Here is an 18607-nt window from a genome sequence, read left to right as displayed (position 1 = left end):
CTTGAATAAATGTAATTGTAGCTATCCATCGCTCTAACCCTCTTCAATATCCTCATGCTTCTCAGCATTCTGAATGCTTTCAAAGGAAAGCTTTATTTCATCGATAAAGCTTTTTTCTTTATCTGTGGCGTTGTCTTCTGCTCTTGTCAGTAAAAATCGTGCGGTTTTACTTTTGCCTTGGCTAAAGTCGAGTAGGGCTTGGTAGGCCAGTGTCATAGCTAGGTTTCTTGTCGTCTGGAAATACTGGATGTTCGCTCTCCACAATAGGCGCCTTTCGTATAAATACTCTGCTGTGAGTGCTTTGGGTCTAGTTTTGCCAATTTCAGCTTGCAGCATTGAGAAAATGAAGTTGTTAGGAGCAAGGTCGAGTTGCTTTTGGGTAACGGCAAGGCCTTGATCTTGTGCACCCGCAGCGCTGTAACTGAGGGCGGCTAAATAGTCGGTAAATTGGTTTTGGACCGTAAGTTTCGTTAAGAAAGACAAAGCACGTTCTGGAGATTGAATAAGGTAAGAGAAGAGTGCCTTAGCAAACAGGTTGGCGTTAATGTCTTTTACTTGTTGATTGAGGTAGGCGTATGGTTTTTCTTCTAGGCCAGCCCGATAAGCAAGTAAAGTGGCACGGAAGAATTCAAACTCGGTTTGTTTTTGATATTCCAGAATAGAGGCTGATTGCTCCCCTGTGAATGAGTCAGACAGTCTGGTATTGGGTAATGGGTGGGTAGATAGAAACTCCAGTTTAGGGCGACCAATGGCTTTTTTGAAAAAGGCTTGGAAGAGTTTGGTCATGCCATCAGGGGATAGGCCTGCATCTATTAGATATTGTCTCCCTTGCCTATCTGCTTCTATCTCATGTTGGCGGCTATAGGCGAGGGTATTATCTACTTGGTTAGCAATACCGCCAATCCAAAGTGCTGCGGTTGTATCGGAATCGGCACCTGCAAGCATGGCCACCAGACCAGCCCCTAGAAAAGCCAATGTTTTTTGCGTTTCTTGACCTGAGTTTTGGCTGCGACGCTCATGGTGCTTCAAATCAAGGTGGGCAACCTCGTGGGCGAGTAAGCCTAATAGGATGTCTTCACTGGTGATGGTTTCCATAATGTCTGAATAAATAAACATATGGCTGCCGGGAATAACAAAAGCATTACTTTTTGAACTGTTTAAAAACGTTATTTCGACAGTTTTATTGTACAGGCCTGTTTGTGGTAAGAGTGTTGATAAGGTTTCTTTTAGATAGTTATAAGCCGGCGGGTAATCGATTAATGCGTTACTGCCATTGAGCTTTCTGAACCAATGCTGGCCCAATACATAGGAAGGATTAGAGAGCGAGCGTTCGTCTTGATGAGACTCTAGGTTGGGTGTTAGGGCAAAAGAAAGCGTGGATAAGAGTAATCCTATCAATATGCCTGTTGTAACCTTGGAAAATAGTCTCATAATATGGCGAGTGTCATTATTGGAAATGAATAAATGGAAAGTGCTCAGTATGACGTAATCTTGGATGCAAGAGAAGATAGGTGTCCAATGCCATTACTAAAGACCAAGCTGTCATTGAGTAAAATGCAAAAAGGGCAGTCCTTGTGTGTTATTGCAGGGGACCCGGGTTCATTAAAAGATATTCCCCAATATATAGAATTAGTTGGCTTTTCCTTATTGTCTGTCGATCAAGACGATAATATATTCACTTTTGTTATTCAAAAAAACTGAGATGTTCCCAGTATGTTTAAAATAGTCGATACCCTGATAAAACGATATTTCTCCAATGAAGAAGTGGTGGTGTTCCTGTTGTTGCTAGTGGCTACAATGGGTGTGTTGGCGTTTTGGGGTGGTGTGTTAGCACCTGTTTTAGTCGCCGTTGTGCTGGCTTTTTTAATGCAAGGCTTGGTAGATAGCTTTAAAAAGCTAGGAGTTGGCCACAACACCTCTGTGATACTGGTATTTTTTGCTTTTTTAAGTGTGTGCGGTGTGTTCATTGCCTTTATGGTGCCGATTATTTGGCGACAGGCGGTGCGCTTTGTACAAGAAGTTCCGGGAATGTTTACCGGATTACGAGATGGTGTGTTCGCTTTTACTGAAGAGCATAGTGAGTTTGTTAATCAGGCGACGATTGACGAGCTGCTCAATTCATTGGCAAATGAATCTACCAATTTAGGCCAGTGGTTGGTGTCTTTTTCTCTATCTAGCATCCCATCGTTATTTTCTTTGGTGATTTATTTAGTCTTGGTGCCTTTGGTAATGTTTTTCCTTTTGAAAGACCAAGAGAAAATACTGACTTATTTAACCTCTTGGTTGCCAAAAGAAAGAAAAATGATGCGCAATATTGCCCATGAGATGAATGATCAGCTGGCAAACTACATTCGTGGGAAATGTATCGAAATGCTGGTGGTCGGCATAGTCAGTTATGTTGTCTTCTTGGTTTTCGGTTTACGTTATCCAGAGTTGTTGGCTTTGTTGGTTGGCTTGTCTGTATTGATTCCTTACATTGGCGCGGCTGCTGTGACGATTCCTGTTGTCTTGGTAGCATTTTACCAATTCGGTACAGATAGCCAGTTTATGTATGTGGTTTTGGCCTACTTAGTGGTGCAAGCACTGGATGGTAATGTTTTGGTACCATTATTATTCTCCGAAGCGGTTAATTTGCATCCACTGGCTATTATTGTGGCAGTCTTGTTCTTTGGTGGGGTATGGGGCTTTTGGGGGATATTCTTCGCGATACCGCTTGCGACCTTAGTGAAAGCCATCATCAATGCTTGGCCAAACCAAGAGCAATTAATCAACGAGTAATTAGTTATTTAACTTTGCTGATGATTTGTTCTTAGCTTAAGATAAGCACTATAAAAAATGCCCGTTCCTCATAAAGGAACGGGCATTTTTATTTCTAGTGTTCAGTTTACAGAGCTATTTAATAGAGCCAAAGAACACTGAGTAAGCGGGTAAGGTTACTTGTTGGTTTTCAAAGTGACCAGATTGAATGGATTGCGGAAGAGGGAAGGTTTCCAACTCCAAAGTCGTAGCGATGACTTTCTCTTCTGCGGATGTATTTAACGCAATATAGAGTTGCTCTGAGTCATTCTTGCGTATGTATTCCAATGTGGTGTCGTCATGGGACAGAAACTCAATATCACCATTAATCAATACTGGGTGTGCCTTTCTTAAATGCAAAAACTCACGGTAGGCATTGAGAATAGACAGGGCATCGTTATCTTGTTCACTCACGGCAAGGGGCAGTTGCTTATCTGACATAGGCAACCATGGCGAGTCAGATAGGGTAAAACCACCAGATGCTTGGTTCTCCCATGGCATAGGGGTTCTACAACCGTCCCTACCTTTAAATTCTGGCCAGAAGTTAATGCCGAAAGGGTCCACCAATTGTTCAAATTGTAGCTCGGCTTCTGGCAACCCAAGTTCTTCCCCTTGGTATAGGCAAACACTTCCCCTTAGGGAAAGCTGCATGACCATATAGACCTTGCTTTTGGCGATGGCGTCTTGCTCTTCTCCCCAACGAGTGGCGACACGTGCTACATCGTGATTACCAATCGCCCAACATGGCCAACCATCACCTAAACCTTCTTCTATGGTTTCCATGGTGTTGCGTATGTGTGTCATAGAAGAATCGTGGGTGAGTAGGTCAAATGAATAACACATATGCAGCTTATCGTTACCCTTGGTATAGGCCGCCATGGTGTCTAAGGAGAAATCACAACCTACTTCGCCTACCGTTGTTGTATTTGGATATTGATCTAAAAGTGCTCTTAGGCGTTTTAAGAATTCAATATTCTCTGGGCGCGACTTGTCGTATAGGTGAAGCTGATACGCATAAGGATTATCTAGGCGAACACCAATGCTACCCTCGACGACTTCTTCCTTAGGAGGGTTATTACGTAGTTCTAGATCGTGGTAGTAGTAATTTGCTGTGTCTAAACGGAAACCATCGACGCCGCGCTTCAACCAGAACTCAACCGTATCCAGCAGAGCATCAACCACATTAGGGTTGTGGAAGTTAAGGTCTGGTTGGCTATCTAAAAAGTTGTGCAAGTAATATTGCTTTCTTCGACTGTCCCAATGCCAAGCTGGCCCACCAAATACGGATAACCAGTTATTGGGTACTGTGCCGTCTGGGTTTGCATCGCCCCAGATATACCAATCGGCTTTGTCGTTATCTAGACTACTGCGGGACTCAACAAACCAAGGGTGCTGATCTGAACTGTGGTTCAGCACTTGGTCTATCATGACTTTTAAACCATGCTGGTGGGCGGCTTCGATCAGTTTGTCAAAGTCATCTAAATCACCAAAAATAGGATCGACACCACAATAATCGGAGACATCGTAGCCAAAGTCCTTCATGGGAGAAGTAAAGAAAGGCGAGAGCCAGATGGCATCCACTCCTAATGACGCGATATAAGACATTTTGGCAGTAACACCGGGTAGATCACCGATGCCGTCATTATTCGAATCAAAAAAGCTACGAGGGTAAACTTGATAGATAACGGCGCCACGCCACCAGTCGTTATTGGTTGTCATATGTCTTATCCATGAGAGTTGAAAATTGAGTCATGAAAAGCCGGCAAGAAATCATGTTTTTGTTTATTGAAAGCATGAGTTGTCGTGCTTTTGATCTATAATTGCAGCATACTCAATCATTATCATTTGTACACGGTTTTGTTGTTTCTTTTGTGTGTCTTTATGCCTTTTTTGTGACTCAATAAAAAGGGCTTTCTCTGGAGTTAAGATGTTTTCGAAAAGATCAGGTTCAATTGCTTGGCCCTTGTTCTATTTTTACTTTTTCTTTTGTGCGCTGATCGGGGTGATGAACCCTTATATCTCGGTGTACTACCAGTCTATTGGCTTAACGGCTTCTGAGATAGGTCGTTTAATGTCGACCTTTACCCTGTCTGGCATTCTGATACCTCATTTTTGGGGCTGGCTAACCACAAAAATTGGCTTGCCTAAAAGAATATTACAAATCGCCGCTTTGGGTTGCTTGGTAGCATTGATTCCCTTTAATTGGACCGACCAGTTTGAAACCTTGTGGTTACTAACCTGTTTAATGGCGCTTTTTTATTCGGCCTTGATACCCATGCTAGATGCATTAGCTGTGCGTAGTATTCGCTATCTTGATGTGCCTTATACCCGTATTCGAGTGGGTGGCTCTATTGGTTATGTGGTCGCGGTAGCGGGAGCAGGCTTTCTCATCGATCATTTTGGTTTCTGGGTAGTCATTCCTATTATGTGTCTGGCATTAGGCTTTGCTGTGTTGATGTCTTTCTTTTTGAAAGAGCAGCCCTTTGAAGTGAATGTGCAAAAAGCCTCGGAATCTTTCTTATCTTTGGTTAGAGGAAGAGAGTCAGTGCTGTTTTTTGTACTGGCGTTTTTAGCCTTTATGTCCCATGCCCCTTTTAATGTCTTTTTTGCCGTACATCTTTCTGATGCTGGTTACAGTGGGGAAGAAATCGGCTTACTCATGGCGTTAGGGGTAATTATTGAAATTATCCTCTTTATCTTCTTTGGTAATGCCGTTAAATATTTTCCTGTTGTGTACCTAGTAGCATTTTGTTTCTTGGTTGGCATAGTGCGTTGGTTTTTAGTGGGCTGGTTTGTGGGTGAGCTATGGATATTAGTGATGACTCAACTCTTGCACTGCGTGACCTTCGCTTTATTTCATATGGTGTCTATCGAGCAAATTCGCCGTTTATTCCCTGAGCGTTTTGCTAGCCAAGGTCAGGCCATGTACAGCGCCTTTGCTATTGGTTTAGGCGGCGGTATTGGCATGGTCTTGTCTGGCTACTTATGGGAGTGGGCTGGTGGTGCTTGGGTATTTACGGCCGCTGCGGGTGTGAGTGCCTTAGCCTTGGTGATTTTGTTGGTCAATCAGAGGCGCTAGCTGTTTTCTCCATGTAAATACGGACTGCATGTGTGAATGCGTCCGTATTTTTTATCTGTTTTTCAAGTTGCTTTACTTTCAAGTCGCTTTAATAATGCCCTTCATTTTTTAATAGCTCAATAAAGGCCAAAGCCGCACGGCTAAGGGTCTTCTGCTTGTGGTAAATGACGCCAAGCTTTCTTTCGACATTGAGATCGGGTATATCCAAGACGCTAAACTTATCGTCCACCAATGTGGAAGGTAATAAAGACCAGCCCCAGCCGATGCTAACCAGCATGGCAAGTGTTTCTAGATTATTGGTGCTCATTCTTACTTGCGGTCGCAGGCCTTGTTTACCGAAAGCTTGATCGGCAATTTGTCGAGTAAAGGTATTCTTGTTTGGAAGAACGCAGGTGTAATTAGCAAGCTCTGATAGGTTTAGTGTGTTTAATGAAGCAAGAGGGTGATCTTTACTGACTACACAAGTTAGAGGGTCAGACCAAATTGGTAAAGCTTCAATAAGTGGGTTCTCTTTGTTCGATAGGGTGATAATGCCTAACTCTGCTCGCCTTTTAAGTACGTCCTGATAAGCATCCTCAGATTGTGTAAATTCTATTTCTAATTGCGCACTTGGGAAGTCTTCTTGGAATTGCTTTAGTGATTTAGGCAAACGGCGCAAACCCACATGGTGGCTGGTGGATATTCTTAGCTCACCATTCACGCCTTCCATTTGCAGTGACATGCTGCGTTTTATGTCTTGTAAATCCTCAAGCATTTTACGTGCTTTGGGTAAAAGGCGTACACCGGCCTCTGTAAGCTGAACTTGGCGGCCAATGCGGTCGAATAGTTTTACTCCTAAGCTGGCTTCCAGCGCGGAAACACGCTTACTCACAGCAGGCTGAGTGACAAAAAGTTGGTTGCCAGCTTCTGAAAAAGAACCTGTTTCTGCCACCTTGGTAAAAGTTAAAAGTTCAGCAATGTCTATCATTCCAAAAGATTATCCAAAATATGAAAAATATGAATTTGAGTTATTTATACCAAAGATTTAGGATAGCGCAATAATATTTTTAGGAGAGATGTTATGTCAGGTAAAACCCTTTATGACAAGTTGTGGGACAGCCACCTTGTTCAGCAACGAGACGACGGCAGTGCGTTGATTTATATCGACTTACAATTGCTTCATGAAGTTACTTCGCCACAGGCTTTTGAAGGCTTGAGAATGGCAAATCGTAAGCCTTGGCGTGTATCGTCTAGCTTAGCAACACCAGACCATAACGTACCAACGACAAAGAAAGAGCGTATTTCTGGAGTCGATGGTATTGAAGACCCAGTTTCTAAGATCCAAGTAACTACATTGGATGATAACTGTGATGAGTTTGGTATCACTGAATTTACTATGAAAGACATTCGTCAGGGGATAGTGCACGTTGTTGGGCCAGAACAAGGTGCGACGCTTCCCGGTATGACTGTGGTTTGTGGTGACTCTCATACATCGACTCACGGTGCTTTTGGTGCATTAGCCCATGGTATTGGTACATCAGAAGTAGAGCACGTTTTAGCGACCCAGTGTCTTGTACAAAAGAAAAGCCGCAACATGCTAGTTCGTGTTGATGGTGAATTATCACCTTGGGTATCTGCTAAAGACGTTGTACTTGCCATTATCGGTAAAATTGGTACCGCTGGTGGTACAGGTTACGCGATTGAATTTGGTGGTACAGGTATTCAGTCTTTATCGATGGAAGGTCGTATGACCGTATGTAACATGGCCATCGAAGCCGGTGCCCGTGTTGGTTTGATCGCTGTTGATGATACTACCGTTGAGTACGTGAAAGGCCGTCCTTATGCACCGAAAGGTGAGCATTGGGATATGGCTGTCGAAGCATGGAAAGATTTGGTATCTGACGATGATGCCCAGTTCGATGAAGTGGTTGTGCTTAAATCAGAAGAGATTAAACCTCAGGTAACTTGGGGTACATCGCCTGAAATGGTTATTGCCATTGATCAGCCGATTCCTCGCGCCGAAGATCAAGAGGATCCAGTGAAGAAAGAAGGTTATGCACGTGCATGGAAATACATGGGCTTGGAAGGTAAAACAACCTTAGCTGATGTGACCTTAGACCGAGTATTTATTGGTTCTTGTACTAACTCACGTATTGAAGATTTGCGTATTGCGGCTGAGGTCGTTAAAGGCCGTCAAGTTGCTTCCACTTTGAAACAGGCGATTGTAGTGCCGGGTTCTGGTTTGGTAAAAGCTCAAGCAGAAAAAGAAGGCTTGCACGAAATTTTTGAAGCGGCTGGCTTAGAGTGGCGTGAACCGGGTTGTTCTATGTGTTTGGCAATGAACGCAGATAAGTTAGGGGCAGGTGAGCATTGTGCTTCTACCTCAAACCGTAACTTTGAAGGTCGTCAAGGTTTTGGTGGTCGTACTCACTTGGTGAGTCCTGCTATGGCTGCAGCGGCGGCTATTGCTGGTCACTTTGTTGACGTAAATGATTTGGTTAAACATTAAGAAGCCCATTAGGAGACAATATGCGTCCTTTTACTAAGCATACAGGTTTGGCTGCACCTCTTGATTTAGCCAATGTCGATACGGACATGATCATCCCTAAGCAGTTCTTGAAATCCATCAAGCGCACAGGGTTTGGTAAAAACTTATTTGATGAGCTTCGTTATGAAGATGAAGGTCAACCAGACCAAGAATGTACTGGTCGTCCTCTTCGTGAAGACTTCGTATTGAATTTGCCAAGCTATAAAGATTCTAGCGTGCTGTTAGCACGTCAAAACTTTGGCTGTGGTTCGAGTCGTGAACACGCTCCTTGGGCATTAGATGATTACGGCTTCCGTTCTATCATTGCACCAAGCTTTGCAGATATTTTTTATAACAACTGTTTTAAAAACGGTTTGTTGCCAATTGTTTTGGCTGCGGAAGAAGTGGATCAATTGTTTGTTGAGGTTACCGCTCAAGAAGGTGCTCAAATTACCATTGACCTAGAAAACCAAAAAGTAACTTCACCTACAGGTGCAGAGTTCTCTTTTGAGGTGGACAGCTTTCGTAAGCATTGTTTGTTAAATGGCTTGGATGATATCGGTCTTACTTTACAACAAGAAGACTCGATCAGAAGCTATGAAGAAAAACGTATGAATGAAGCGCCGTGGCTTTTCTTGTCACGCGAGAAGTAATCTAAGTAGATTGATTAGAAGGTTTTAAAATGACTAAGAAAGTATTGGTATTGCCAGGTGATGGTATTGGTCCAGAAATTGTTTCTCAAGCGGTAAGAGTATTGGATGCTGTGAATGAGTCTTTCTCATTAGGCATCCAGCATGAAAGCGCATTGGTTGGTGGTTCCGCTTACGATGAAACAGGCTCTCCACTACCAGAAGACACTTTAGCTAAAGCCAAAGCAGCTGACGCTATTTTGTTAGGTGCAGTTGGTGGACCTAAGTGGGATGGCCTAGATATGGCTGTTCGTCCAGAGAAAGGTCTACTTGGTTTACGCGCTAACTTAGAGTTGTTTTCTAACCTTCGTCCAGCGATCTTATACCCGCAATTAGCGGATGCTTCTAGCTTGAAACCTGAAGTGGTTGCAGGCTTAGATATCTTGATCGTTCGTGAGTTAACTGGCGGTATCTACTTCGGTCAACCACGTGGTATTCGTACTTTAGAAAATGGTGAGCGTGAAGGCTTTAACACTTACGTTTACTCAGAATCTGAAATCCGTCGCATCGGTCGTTCTGCCTTTGAAGCAGCACGTCAACGTGGCAAGCGCGTTTGTTCTATCGATAAATCTAACGTATTGGAAGTAACGGTACTTTGGAAAGAAATCATGGAAGAAGTAGCTAAAGAGTATCCTGATGTCGAATTGACTCATATGCTAGTAGATAATGCTGCAATGCAGCTTGTTAGGGCGCCAAAACAGTTTGATGTAATGGTTACTGGTAACATGTTTGGTGATATCCTATCTGATGCTGCTGCCATGCTTACCGGCTCTATTGGTATGCTGCCTTCTGCGTCACTAAATGCGGAAGGTCGTGGTATGTATGAGCCATGTCATGGTTCTGCTCCTGACATCGCAGGTAAAGGTATTGCTAACCCATTAGCGACTATTTTATCTGTGGCTATGATGTTGCGTTATTCCCTTGATGCGAAAGAGGCAGCAGACGCGATTGAAGCGGCTGTAAGTAGTGTCTTGGATCTAGGTTTAAGAACAGCAGATATTGCATCCGAAGGATGTGAAACCGTTAGTACGCAAGCCATGGGTGATGCGGTACTGGCAGCACTAAAAGCTTAATTCTACAAAAGAATTAAGAGTATTCATTAGGGACATTGCTCTTGGTATGAGTGACCCCACAAAAAAAGGTAGAAAACCATGTCAAAACAAACTGTAGGTTTAGTCGGCTGGCGCGGAATGGTTGGTTCCGTGTTGATGCAACGTATGCGAGAAGAAAAAGACTTTGATCATATTGATCCAGTGTTTTTCACCACTTCTCAAACGGGGCAGAAAGGACCAGAAATTGGTAAGGATATTCCATTGTTACAAGACGCAACAGATATTGATGCGTTGCAAAAGATGGACATTATTATTACCTGCCAAGGTGGAGACTATACCAAAGCGGTTTACCCACAGTTGCGTGAGGCTGGTTGGAACGGTTACTGGATTGATGCGGCGTCTTCACTGCGTATGGAGAAAGATGCCATTATCGTATTGGATCCAGTTAACCAAAACGTCATCAAGCAAGGTTTGGTTGATGGGGTGAAAACCTTTGTTGGTGGTAACTGTACCGTGAGCTTGATGTTGTTGGCTCTTGGTGGTTTGTTTGAGAAAGGCCACATTGAGTGGATGACGTCTATGACGTATCAAGCGGCTTCAGGTGGCGGTGCTCGTCATATGCGCGAGTTGATTAATCAAATGGGCATGTTGCAGTCTTCAGTGGCTTCTGAGCTTGCTGATCCTGCTAGTGCTATTTTGGATATTGACCGTAAAGTGGCGGAGCAAATGCGTTCTAATACTATGCCAGTTGATCAGTTTGGTGTGCCGCTAGCAGGTAGTTTGATCCCTTACATCGACTCTCAGCTTGATAATGGTCAAAGCCGTGAAGAGTGGAAAGCTCAGGCGGAAACAAACAAGATCCTTGGAAATACAGGCTCAATCATCCCAGTTGATGGTTTGTGTGTACGTATCGGTGCCATGCGTTGTCATAGCCAAGCCTTCACTATCAAATTGAACAAAGATATTCCGGTAGCGGATATCGAAGGCATGCTAGCAGAGCATAACCAGTGGGTTGATGTTGTACCAAATGATAAGCAAGCGACTATGGAGCGTTTAACGCCTACTGTAGCAACAGGTACTCTAGGTATCCCAGTTGGTCGTATTCGTAAGCTTAATATGGGGCCTGAATACATTAGCGCCTTCTCTGTTGGTGACCAGTTGTTATGGGGTGCTGCAGAGCCATTACGTCGTATGTTACGTATTTTGCTTGATGACTAATTTTAGTCAGTAAGCAATAAAGCAAGAGCTATAAAAAAACGCGTATCGAAATTCGGTACGCGTTTTTTGTTTGTCTATTTTTAATGTTTTTTTGTTTACAGTGCAGCTTATTCTTCAAGCTACACTACATAGTTTTTAGATGGACTCGCTAGGGGCAAATCTATGGTAGCCCATTGCCTCTTCCATTAGAGGGTCTCTGTCGTATATGTCATGACGGAACTCCAACATACCGTTCATATTAGGTACCACAGTTAGATATATCAGATATACCGGCAGGTATTTAGGCAAAGTGACTACCGTATTAGATTTATTCGATAAGGACTCTGTCATTTCCGTAAAGCGTTTACTGTTCTTAGTGATAGCTTCGGCAAACTCGTGGGGTTTTTCTAGGCGAACGCAACCTGAACTGTAGGCTCTGTCTGTTTCTTTGAATAAATGCTTAGCAGGGGTGTCGTGCAAATATATTTCGTTCCTGTTAGGGAACATAAATTTATATTGGCCGAGTGCATTTTCCTTATCTTGATTTTGCTCGAATCGATAATTTAGGGTTTCAGGCGTTATTTTGTTCCAGTCAATGAGTGTACTGTCTAACTCTTTAGCACCAACGCTCCAACTAGAGAAAACCTTATAACCTCTTTCTATTAGATAGTTGGGGTTGCTTTGCAGTTTAGGTAGAAGGTTTTCTGTGGCAATTCTATGGGGAACACGCCATGTTGGGTTGGTTACCATATAGGTCATCAGGCCTTTGAAAACCGGAGTTTTTCTTTCTGGTTTGCCAATAACGGCTTTCATGGTGGTGAGTTCGTTGTTTAGGTGTAGGTCAACTGTGTAGTTGGTTAAGTCTACCCAAATACGATTGGATTCGAGTTCGCTTGGCAACCAGCGCCACCTTTCTAGGTTGTAAGTGATTTGTTTAACGCGAGTGCTTAGAGGCACGTTAAGCATTTGAATGGTTTTTGAGCCAGCTGCGCCATCGGAAGTAATGTGGTGGCGATGTTGAAAGCGCTTCAAGGCTTCTTGTAGCTTTTCATCAAATTCATCTTCATTGACTCTGCGGGTAGAGAAACGAATGTCGCCTAACTGAACCAATCTAGCACGCAATTGGGCAACACGAGGCCCTTGATCTCCAATTGAGAGAGGTACGCCAGCTTGCACTAAAATGTCTTTTTCCTTTTGAATTAAATCTTTGTAGTAGGTAAGCCATTTTTGTAGAACTTGATACTCTGGGCTTCTTGGTGCGAGTACACCAAGATAGTTGACCATATCTGTTGCGGAATCTAAGTAAAGTAATTCATTCCATGTGTTACTTGGTGCGTCTAGCTGCCAGTTAGGGTCGATGAGTTGCGGCTCATAGCGACCGTTGCTCAAGTCATGGGCATAGCTGCCTAAAGCTATGGTGGCTATTACATCCATTTCGGCAAGTTGCTGAGTGCTAGGTTGCGGAATGGCAAGGTATTCGTTGATGATGTTTGTATAATACAAAATTGGATTTAAGCCATGGGTATGTGATTGTTCTAATATATCGACCAATTTGTATATGGAAGGGTTAATGGTTTGGTCTTTGATCCATATAGGGCTGTAGTTACGTGCTCTATAGGCGGCTAAAACGCTGTTGTTTGCTAATGCTTGTCCAGCAACGGGGGCAAAGGCATTAAGCGTTATGGCAAGCTGTTGATTAATTGTTGTCTCAATTTCTGATTCGGTGGGCGGTGTTATTGCAAACTGGCTGTCTACTTTTTGTTTTGGAGCAGAACAAGCGGTAATAAAAAGGCAAGTCGCGGTAAAAGAAAATATCTTGAAAATTGAACCCATAGGGAAGTCCTTGTGTACCTTATGCAAAGTTTATTTTGTATCGTTTTCTAAAATATCTAATATCATAATGGCATCTTCTCTTGTGTCACCACAAATTGCTGTTTCAGCCATAAAATCAGCGCATACTTTTGGTCTTGAAGGGGACCCAAAGATAGCGCAACTCATATCTTGTAAAAGTTTTATGCAGGGCTCTCCTGCCGCTTTACCGTTTGGCATTCCTGGGATAGGGGAACTTATAGAAGGGGCTGTACAGCATGCACCACAGTGACTACGGCATAACATTCACAGCATTCCTTTTGTTAATCTATTTATGTAATAGTACTATTTATCTGTAGATATGTTATTAATTTAATAAATACCACACTAAAGTGAATTTTAATGTATTACAATGGTGTGTCATAGTATCTTATGCTAATAGTTATGTTTGCTAGTAGTTACGTTGTTTTGTGAACAGGGAATCATTGGAAATGGTGAAAAGAAAGATATTGGTGGTCGAGGATAGTGTTGTTGTACTAAAAGTCCTTAATCATCTGTTATCGCAGAATCCTACTTTCTCTCCTGTGCTATGCCCTTGTTATAAAGAGGCAGAAAAGAAGCTTAAAGAATCTCCTGGTGAGTTTTTTGCTGCAATAGTTGATTTGAACTTACCGGATGCTGAAAACGGTGAAATAGTTGACCTCGTTCTCTCACATCAAATTCCTCCTATTGTACTTACTGGTAATATCAGTGAAAAAGTCCGTTTAAACCTTCTTAATAAGGGGGTGCTGGACTATATCGTCAAAGATAACCGCTATTCATTCAGTTATGTCATTAAGGTGGTTGAACGCTTAGTGAAAAACCAAGGTGTGAAAATTTTGGTGGCTGAGGATTCAACAACCAGTCGTTTGTTTATTAAAATTTTACTTAAACAGTATGGCTTTGAGGTGCTTGAAGCTGAGAATGGTCAAGAAGCGCTAGCTCAATTAGAAGCGGACTCTGATATAAGAATGTTGATTACTGACTATAACATGCCGCTGGTGAATGGTTATGACTTAGTTAGAATGCTTAGAAACAACAATCGCTTTCAGGATTTAGTCATCATAGGTTTGTCTGCTGAAGGGGATACCTCGTTATCTGCTAAGTTTATTAAGGCAGGGGCGAACGACTTCTTAAGAAAGCCGTTCTATCACGAAGAGTTTCACTGTCGCGTAATCCATAACTTGGAAGCGCAGGACATGTTGGAGACCATTCGAAACCTCGCAAATATTGATCAGCTAACAAAATTAAAAAACCGCCGTCATCTCTTCGAAGAAGGGGGGCAGCTATTCCGTCATCGTAAGGCGGATGTGTCTTTGGCCATGATGGATTTGGATTTCTTTAAGAAAGTGAACGATAACTATGGTCATGTCGTAGGTGATAGTTTGTTGGAGTTGATGGGGGAAGAGATTCTTGAGGCTTTCCCTGATGATTTAACTTGCCGCTTTGGTGGAGAAGAGTTTTGTGTGATCTCTACAGCACCAGTGACAGAGTTCATCGCTAAGGTTAAAGATTTCCTAGAAACGATTCGCTCAAAAGAATACACAGATGCTAAATTGTCGGTTACCTGTAGTGTGGGGGTTTGTGCCTTACCTATGCAAACCTTAGAAGAGTCTATTCAGGTTGCGGATAAAAACCTCTACGAAGCAAAAAATTTAGGGCGCGATAGGGTGGTTTCAAGTATTTAATAAGAATATGAAAACAAAAAAAACCGCTTAATGGAGCGGTTTTTTTATATCTAAAAGGTGTCTTTAAGGAAGGTGCGAATAAGTCTTCTGAGCTTCAGTCTTATCAGAGAAATGGTCTATCAAGGCAAGAGTGAGCAGGAATGTTAATACCTTTCAATCACTCTTAACACCGAGAGGCCGTTTCTCTGAAAGACCCGAAGGGCGTGATCTAAACACTTTTTATTCTTTGTTAAGCTTCTTGCCAATATGTTCAATATTGGACTGCGAAGCTTGCCTCGAATAATAAAGGTTTATCCACACGCTGACGCCAGTGGACTTGTTCGTACCTTCCTTAACCTTTCAGCATTTTTGCAAGAATAGGGTTAACCATAGCTGGGTTAGCTTTTCCTTGTGATGCTTTCATAACTTGACCTACAAAGAAGCCAATCATCTTTTTCTGTTTATCAGGTTCAGCCGCTCTGTATTGCTCAACTTGTTGCGTATTTGCATCAAGAATACCCTGAATCATACTTTCAATGGCGCCCGTATCCGTTACCTGTTTTAGGCCTTTTTTGTCGATGATCTCGTCGGCAGAGCCTTCACCATCCCACATGGCTTGGAAAACATCTTTTGCTGTTTTGCCATTGATGGTATTGTCTTTTATACGCACAAGTAATTCACCAAAAGCAGCAGCGCTAACCGGCGCATCTTGAATCTCAACCTGTTCTTGGTTAAGTAGCTTGCTTAGCTCTCCCATTACCCAGTTAGCCGTTAATTTGGCGTCTTTGGTAATGGATAAGGCGCTTTCAAAGTAGTCAGCAAGTTCTCTCGAAGACGACAGTACATTGGCATCATACTCACTTAACTGGAACTCAGTTTGGAAGCGTGTTGCTTTCTGACTAGGAAGCTCAGGTAACGTACTTTTGATTTCGTCTACGTATTCTTGTGTCAGCTCTACAGGAAGTAGGTCTGGGCAAGGGAAGTATCGGTAGTCGTTAGCATCTTCTTTCGAACGCATGCTACGAGTTTCATTTTTCTCAGGATCGTATAAACGAGTTTCCTGAATAATGCGACCGCCATCTTCTAGGGTATCGGCTTGACGCTCGATCTCGGTATAAATGGCCTTCTCAATAAAACGGAATGAGTTAACGTTTTTGATCTCTGTACGTGTACCGTATTCTTCTTGGCCTTTAGGGCGCAAAGAAAGGTTAATGTCGCAACGCATTGAACCTTCAGCCATGTTGCCATCACAAATACCTAGGTAGGTAACGATAGAATGGATCATTTTCACATAGGCAACGGCTTCTTTTGCCGAGCGAATATCTGGCTCAGAGACAATCTCTAGAAGCGGTGTGCTAGAGCGGTTTAAATCGATCCCTGTCATGCCTTGGAAGTCTTCGTGCAAAGATTTTCCTGCGTCTTCTTCTAAGTGAGCGCGAGTGATACCAATGCGTGAAGTGGTTCCATCTTCTAGGGTGATGTCTAGGTGTCCTTTACCGACAATAGGATGATCCATCTGGCTGGTTTGGTAGCCTTTTGGAAGGTCAGGATAAAAGTAGTTCTTACGAGCAAAAACCGATGTCATGCCAATTTCAGCATTAATGGCGTGACCAAACATGACAGCCATGCGCAAAGCTTCTTTGTTGAAGACAGGTAATGCACCAGGCATGCCCAGATCAACAAGAGTTGTTTGGGTGTTAGGTTCTGCACCAAAGCCAACAGCGGCACCGGAGAAAAGCTTTGATTTGGTAGTGAGCTGAGTGTGAATCTCAAGGCCGATAACAACTTCCCAATTCATCTTTATACTCCTTCTGCCATAGATGGTGATTGTAGGTGCCAGTCAGTATTTTGTTGGTACTGATGTGCAATATTAAGAAGCTTGGCTTCGGCAAAGTAGTTGCCCATTATCTGTAATCCAACTGGCATGCCATCGACAAAGCCCGCAGGAACAGACATAGCTGGAATACCAGCAAGGTTAACAGATAGGGTATAAATATCTTCTAAGTACATAGCCACTGGGTCATTGGTTTTACTGCCAATGTTAAAGGCTGTTGTCGGTGCAACAGGGCCCATAATGACGTCTACTTCGCTTAGGGCTGAAGTGAAATCATCTTTGATTAAGCGGCGAATCTTTTGAGCTTTTAAGTAGTAAGCGTCATAGTAGCCTTCGGATAGGGCATAGGTTCCAACCATGATGCGCTTTTGTACTTCTTCGCCAAAGCCTTCCGCACGGGTACGCATGTACATATCCAGAAGGTCTTTTGGATCGTCGCAGCGATGACCAAAACGAACGCCGTCAAAACGAGAAAGGTTTGACGATGCTTCGGAAGGCGCGATGACATAGTAAGATGGAATGCTTAGCTTCAAGTTAGGTAGTGACACTTCTTTTACCGTTGCGCCAAGTGCTTCAAACTCTTTCACTGCCGCCATAATGGTATCGGCAATTTTGGGGTCTAGTCCGTCACCAAAGTACTCTTTCGGTAAGCCAATTTTTAAGCCTGTTAGAGGGGCATTAAGGTTGCCGATATAATCTTCTGTCGCTGTTTCAGATGAAGTGGAATCTTTTTCGTCAAATCCAGCCATGGCTTGCAATAGGTGAGCACAATCTTCTGCGCTTTTTGCCATTGGGCCACCCTGATCCAAGCTCGATGCATAAGCAATCATGCCAAAGCGGGAAACGCGACCATAGGTTGGTTTTAGTCCAGTGATGCCACAGAAGGATGCAGGCTGACGGATAGAACCACCTGTATCTGTTCCTGTCGCTGCAATAGCTAGACCCGCAGCGATTGCGGCTGCCGACCCACCTGATGAACCACCGGGTACTGTGTCTGTATTCCAAGGGTTTTTCACTGCACCATAGAAGCTGTTCTCATTCGAAGAGCCCATGGCGAATTCGTCCATGTTGGTTTTCCCCAGCATGACCGCTCCTGCTTGTTGGATGCGACTGGTTACTGTGGACTCATAAGGAGGGATAAAATTGTTTAGCATTTTTGAGCCGCAAGTGGTTAAGGTGCCTTGCGTACAAAAAAGGTCTTTGTGGGCAATGGGTATGCCAGCCAAACTAGAACCTTGGCCACTTTGAATTAATGCATCAGCGGCTGCAGCTTGTTGCAATGCTTGTTGCTCGCTCACTGTGATGTAGCTGTTTAATTGAGGATCTAAATCGGCGATACGCTTCAGAAAATATTGAGTCAATTCAACACTGGATATGTCTTTATCGCGAAGTTGTTTTGCTAATGACGAAATGTTTTGTTCGAACATGCTTGTTTCTCTTAATCAATCACTTTTGGTACTAGGAAAAGGCCTGCTTCTGATTGCGGCGCGTTGGCAAGAAAATTGTCACGTTGATTGTCTTCAGTGACTACGTCTTCTCTTAGTCTTTGTGTCATTTCTAGTGGATTAGATAGCGGTAATACACCATCGGTATTAATTGATTGCATTTCTTCTACAAGTGTAAGAACACTGGATAGAGAATGTTGATATTTATCTGCATCTTCCTCAGTAAGAGTAAGGCGTGCCAGATGTGCAATTTTTTGCACGTCGTCTTTATCTATAGACATGTTTCACCTGAGTTTTGATTGTCGTAAATGCTTGCCATTGTATCTTATTAGTTTCATATCTATAAGCGAATGGGCTGAAAAAACACATCTGTTGTTAAAATTCTAGAAATAACGAGTAACAATAAAATTGAGAAGCAGTTATTTGCAGAATAACTCGGAATCAACTTGCCCAATTGCCGTGCGATTGTTACATTTTCCCACTATCCATATTTT

General features: G+C 43.0%; 16 protein-coding genes. 8 read left to right on the top strand and 8 right to left on the bottom strand.

Going from position 1 to position 18607, the window contains the following annotated elements; all coding sequences use genetic code 11:
- Positions 1 to 33: 33 nt before the first annotated feature.
- Positions 34 to 1431, bottom strand: coding sequence for a M48 family metalloprotease (locus OFY17_RS08515; protein ID WP_263530300.1), 1398 nt, complete (start codon positions 1429 to 1431; stop codon positions 34 to 36).
- A 33-nt stretch (positions 1432 to 1464) separates the two neighbouring features.
- Here OFY17_RS08515 and OFY17_RS08510 point away from each other — a divergent pair, with 33 nt between their 5' ends.
- Together OFY17_RS08510 and OFY17_RS08505 are read left to right on the top strand one after the other, a co-directional pair.
- Positions 1465 to 1701, top strand: coding sequence for a sulfurtransferase TusA family protein (locus tag OFY17_RS08510; RefSeq protein ID WP_263530299.1), 237 nt, complete (start codon positions 1465 to 1467; stop codon positions 1699 to 1701).
- A 12-nt stretch (positions 1702 to 1713) separates the two neighbouring features.
- On the top strand, positions 1714 to 2778 hold the full coding sequence (locus OFY17_RS08505) for an AI-2E family transporter (protein WP_263530298.1): 1065 nt from the start codon (positions 1714 to 1716) through the stop codon (positions 2776 to 2778).
- A 114-nt stretch (positions 2779 to 2892) separates the two neighbouring features.
- Here OFY17_RS08505 and OFY17_RS08500 read toward each other — a convergent pair whose 3' ends face one another.
- Positions 2893 to 4515: an alpha-glucosidase gene (locus OFY17_RS08500; RefSeq protein WP_263530297.1), complete on the bottom strand. Its 1623-nt coding sequence runs from the start codon at positions 4513 to 4515 to the stop codon at positions 2893 to 2895.
- A 208-nt stretch (positions 4516 to 4723) separates the two neighbouring features.
- Between OFY17_RS08500 and OFY17_RS08495 the strand changes: the two genes are divergently transcribed.
- Positions 4724 to 5875 carry an MFS transporter gene (locus OFY17_RS08495; RefSeq protein WP_263530296.1) on the top strand — a complete coding sequence of 384 codons (1152 nt, stop codon included), beginning with the start codon at positions 4724 to 4726 and terminating at the stop codon, positions 5873 to 5875.
- An 88-nt stretch (positions 5876 to 5963) separates the two neighbouring features.
- Here OFY17_RS08495 and OFY17_RS08490 read toward each other — a convergent pair whose 3' ends face one another.
- Positions 5964 to 6842 carry a LysR family transcriptional regulator gene (locus OFY17_RS08490; RefSeq protein ID WP_263530295.1) on the bottom strand — a complete coding sequence of 293 codons (879 nt, stop codon included), beginning with the start codon at positions 6840 to 6842 and terminating at the stop codon, positions 5964 to 5966.
- Positions 6843 to 6935: 93 nt separating this feature from the next.
- Between OFY17_RS08490 and leuC the strand changes: the two genes are divergently transcribed.
- The 4 genes from leuC (at position 6936) to asd (ending at position 11340) form a co-directional block, all read left to right on the top strand.
- The gene (gene leuC / locus OFY17_RS08485) at positions 6936 to 8363 is read left to right on the top strand and encodes a 3-isopropylmalate dehydratase large subunit (RefSeq protein WP_263530294.1); all 1428 of its coding nucleotides are present in this window, start codon (positions 6936 to 6938) and stop codon (positions 8361 to 8363) included.
- Positions 8364 to 8383: 20 nt separating this feature from the next.
- Positions 8384 to 9034 (top strand): 3-isopropylmalate dehydratase small subunit, encoded by a 651-nt coding sequence (leuD, locus tag OFY17_RS08480; protein ID WP_263530293.1) that lies wholly within the window; start codon positions 8384 to 8386, stop codon positions 9032 to 9034.
- A gap of 29 nt (positions 9035 to 9063) precedes the next feature.
- Complete coding sequence (gene leuB, locus OFY17_RS08475; RefSeq protein ID WP_263530292.1) at positions 9064 to 10143, top strand: 3-isopropylmalate dehydrogenase; 1080 nt, start codon at positions 9064 to 9066, stop codon at positions 10141 to 10143.
- A gap of 78 nt (positions 10144 to 10221) precedes the next feature.
- The gene (gene asd / locus OFY17_RS08470; RefSeq protein WP_263530291.1) at positions 10222 to 11340 is read left to right on the top strand and encodes an aspartate-semialdehyde dehydrogenase; all 1119 of its coding nucleotides are present in this window, start codon (positions 10222 to 10224) and stop codon (positions 11338 to 11340) included.
- A 135-nt stretch (positions 11341 to 11475) separates the two neighbouring features.
- On the opposite strand, the gene OFY17_RS08465 is transcribed toward asd, so the two are convergent.
- Together OFY17_RS08465 and OFY17_RS08460 are read right to left on the bottom strand one after the other, a co-directional pair.
- Positions 11476 to 13152, bottom strand: a complete 1677-nt coding sequence (locus tag OFY17_RS08465) for a L,D-transpeptidase family protein (RefSeq protein WP_263530290.1) — start codon at positions 13150 to 13152, stop codon at positions 11476 to 11478.
- Positions 13153 to 13182: 30 nt separating this feature from the next.
- The gene (locus OFY17_RS08460; RefSeq protein WP_263530289.1) at positions 13183 to 13434 is read right to left on the bottom strand and encodes a YkgJ family cysteine cluster protein; all 252 of its coding nucleotides are present in this window, start codon (positions 13432 to 13434) and stop codon (positions 13183 to 13185) included.
- 185 nt (positions 13435 to 13619) lie between these two features.
- On the opposite strand from OFY17_RS08460, the gene OFY17_RS08455 reads away from it, so the two are divergent.
- A complete protein-coding gene (locus OFY17_RS08455; protein ID WP_263530288.1) occupies positions 13620 to 14855 on the top strand; it encodes a GGDEF domain-containing response regulator in 1236 nt (411 codons plus the stop codon).
- A 331-nt stretch (positions 14856 to 15186) separates the two neighbouring features.
- Here the strand turns inward: OFY17_RS08455 and gatB are convergent, their stop codons facing one another.
- Genes gatB through gatC form a run of 3 tightly spaced genes read right to left on the bottom strand, consistent with a single transcriptional unit; the run spans position 15187 to position 18394 of the window.
- Positions 15187 to 16632 carry an Asp-tRNA(Asn)/Glu-tRNA(Gln) amidotransferase subunit GatB gene (gene gatB / locus OFY17_RS08450; protein ID WP_263530287.1) on the bottom strand — a complete coding sequence of 482 codons (1446 nt, stop codon included), beginning with the start codon at positions 16630 to 16632 and terminating at the stop codon, positions 15187 to 15189.
- A 2-nt stretch (positions 16633 to 16634) separates the two neighbouring features.
- Complete coding sequence (gene gatA / locus OFY17_RS08445) at positions 16635 to 18095, bottom strand: Asp-tRNA(Asn)/Glu-tRNA(Gln) amidotransferase subunit GatA (protein WP_263530286.1); 1461 nt, start codon at positions 18093 to 18095, stop codon at positions 16635 to 16637.
- An 11-nt stretch (positions 18096 to 18106) separates the two neighbouring features.
- Complete coding sequence (gatC, locus tag OFY17_RS08440; RefSeq protein WP_263530285.1) at positions 18107 to 18394, bottom strand: Asp-tRNA(Asn)/Glu-tRNA(Gln) amidotransferase subunit GatC; 288 nt, start codon at positions 18392 to 18394, stop codon at positions 18107 to 18109.
- Between the last annotated feature and the right edge of the window lie 213 nt (positions 18395 to 18607).

It is taken from the genome of Marinomonas sargassi (assembly GCF_025716875.1).
In the GTDB taxonomy this organism is placed as follows: domain Bacteria; phylum Pseudomonadota; class Gammaproteobacteria; order Pseudomonadales; family Marinomonadaceae; genus Marinomonas; species Marinomonas sargassi.
This window is presented reverse-complemented; position numbering and strand designations above follow the sequence as displayed.

Bases quoted from the DNA above. Each gene is read 5' to 3' on its own strand.
- OFY17_RS08460 (WP_263530289.1), bottom strand. From the start codon at position 13,434: ATGTTATGCCGTAGTCACTGTGGTGCATGCTGTACAGCCCCTTCTATA.
- gatA (WP_263530286.1), bottom strand. From the start codon at position 18,095: ATGTTCGAACAAAACATTTCGTCATTAGCAAAACAACTTCGCGATAAA.
- OFY17_RS08465 (WP_263530290.1), bottom strand. From the start codon at position 13,152: ATGGGTTCAATTTTCAAGATATTTTCTTTTACCGCGACTTGCCTTTTT.
- leuD (WP_263530293.1), top strand. From the start codon at position 8,384: ATGCGTCCTTTTACTAAGCATACAGGTTTGGCTGCACCTCTTGATTTA.
- OFY17_RS08495 (WP_263530296.1), top strand. From the start codon at position 4,724: ATGTTTTCGAAAAGATCAGGTTCAATTGCTTGGCCCTTGTTCTATTTT.
- OFY17_RS08515 (WP_263530300.1), bottom strand. From the start codon at position 1,431: ATGAGACTATTTTCCAAGGTTACAACAGGCATATTGATAGGATTACTC.
- leuC (WP_263530294.1), top strand. From the start codon at position 6,936: ATGTCAGGTAAAACCCTTTATGACAAGTTGTGGGACAGCCACCTTGTT.
- OFY17_RS08500 (WP_263530297.1), bottom strand. From the start codon at position 4,515: ATGACAACCAATAACGACTGGTGGCGTGGCGCCGTTATCTATCAAGTT.
- OFY17_RS08510 (WP_263530299.1), top strand. From the start codon at position 1,465: ATGGAAAGTGCTCAGTATGACGTAATCTTGGATGCAAGAGAAGATAGG.
- leuB (WP_263530292.1), top strand. From the start codon at position 9,064: ATGACTAAGAAAGTATTGGTATTGCCAGGTGATGGTATTGGTCCAGAA.
- OFY17_RS08490 (WP_263530295.1), bottom strand. From the start codon at position 6,842: ATGATAGACATTGCTGAACTTTTAACTTTTACCAAGGTGGCAGAAACA.
- OFY17_RS08455 (WP_263530288.1), top strand. From the start codon at position 13,620: ATGGTGAAAAGAAAGATATTGGTGGTCGAGGATAGTGTTGTTGTACTA.
- asd (WP_263530291.1), top strand. From the start codon at position 10,222: ATGTCAAAACAAACTGTAGGTTTAGTCGGCTGGCGCGGAATGGTTGGT.
- gatB (WP_263530287.1), bottom strand. From the start codon at position 16,632: ATGAATTGGGAAGTTGTTATCGGCCTTGAGATTCACACTCAGCTCACT.
- gatC (WP_263530285.1), bottom strand. From the start codon at position 18,394: ATGTCTATAGATAAAGACGACGTGCAAAAAATTGCACATCTGGCACGC.
- OFY17_RS08505 (WP_263530298.1), top strand. From the start codon at position 1,714: ATGTTTAAAATAGTCGATACCCTGATAAAACGATATTTCTCCAATGAA.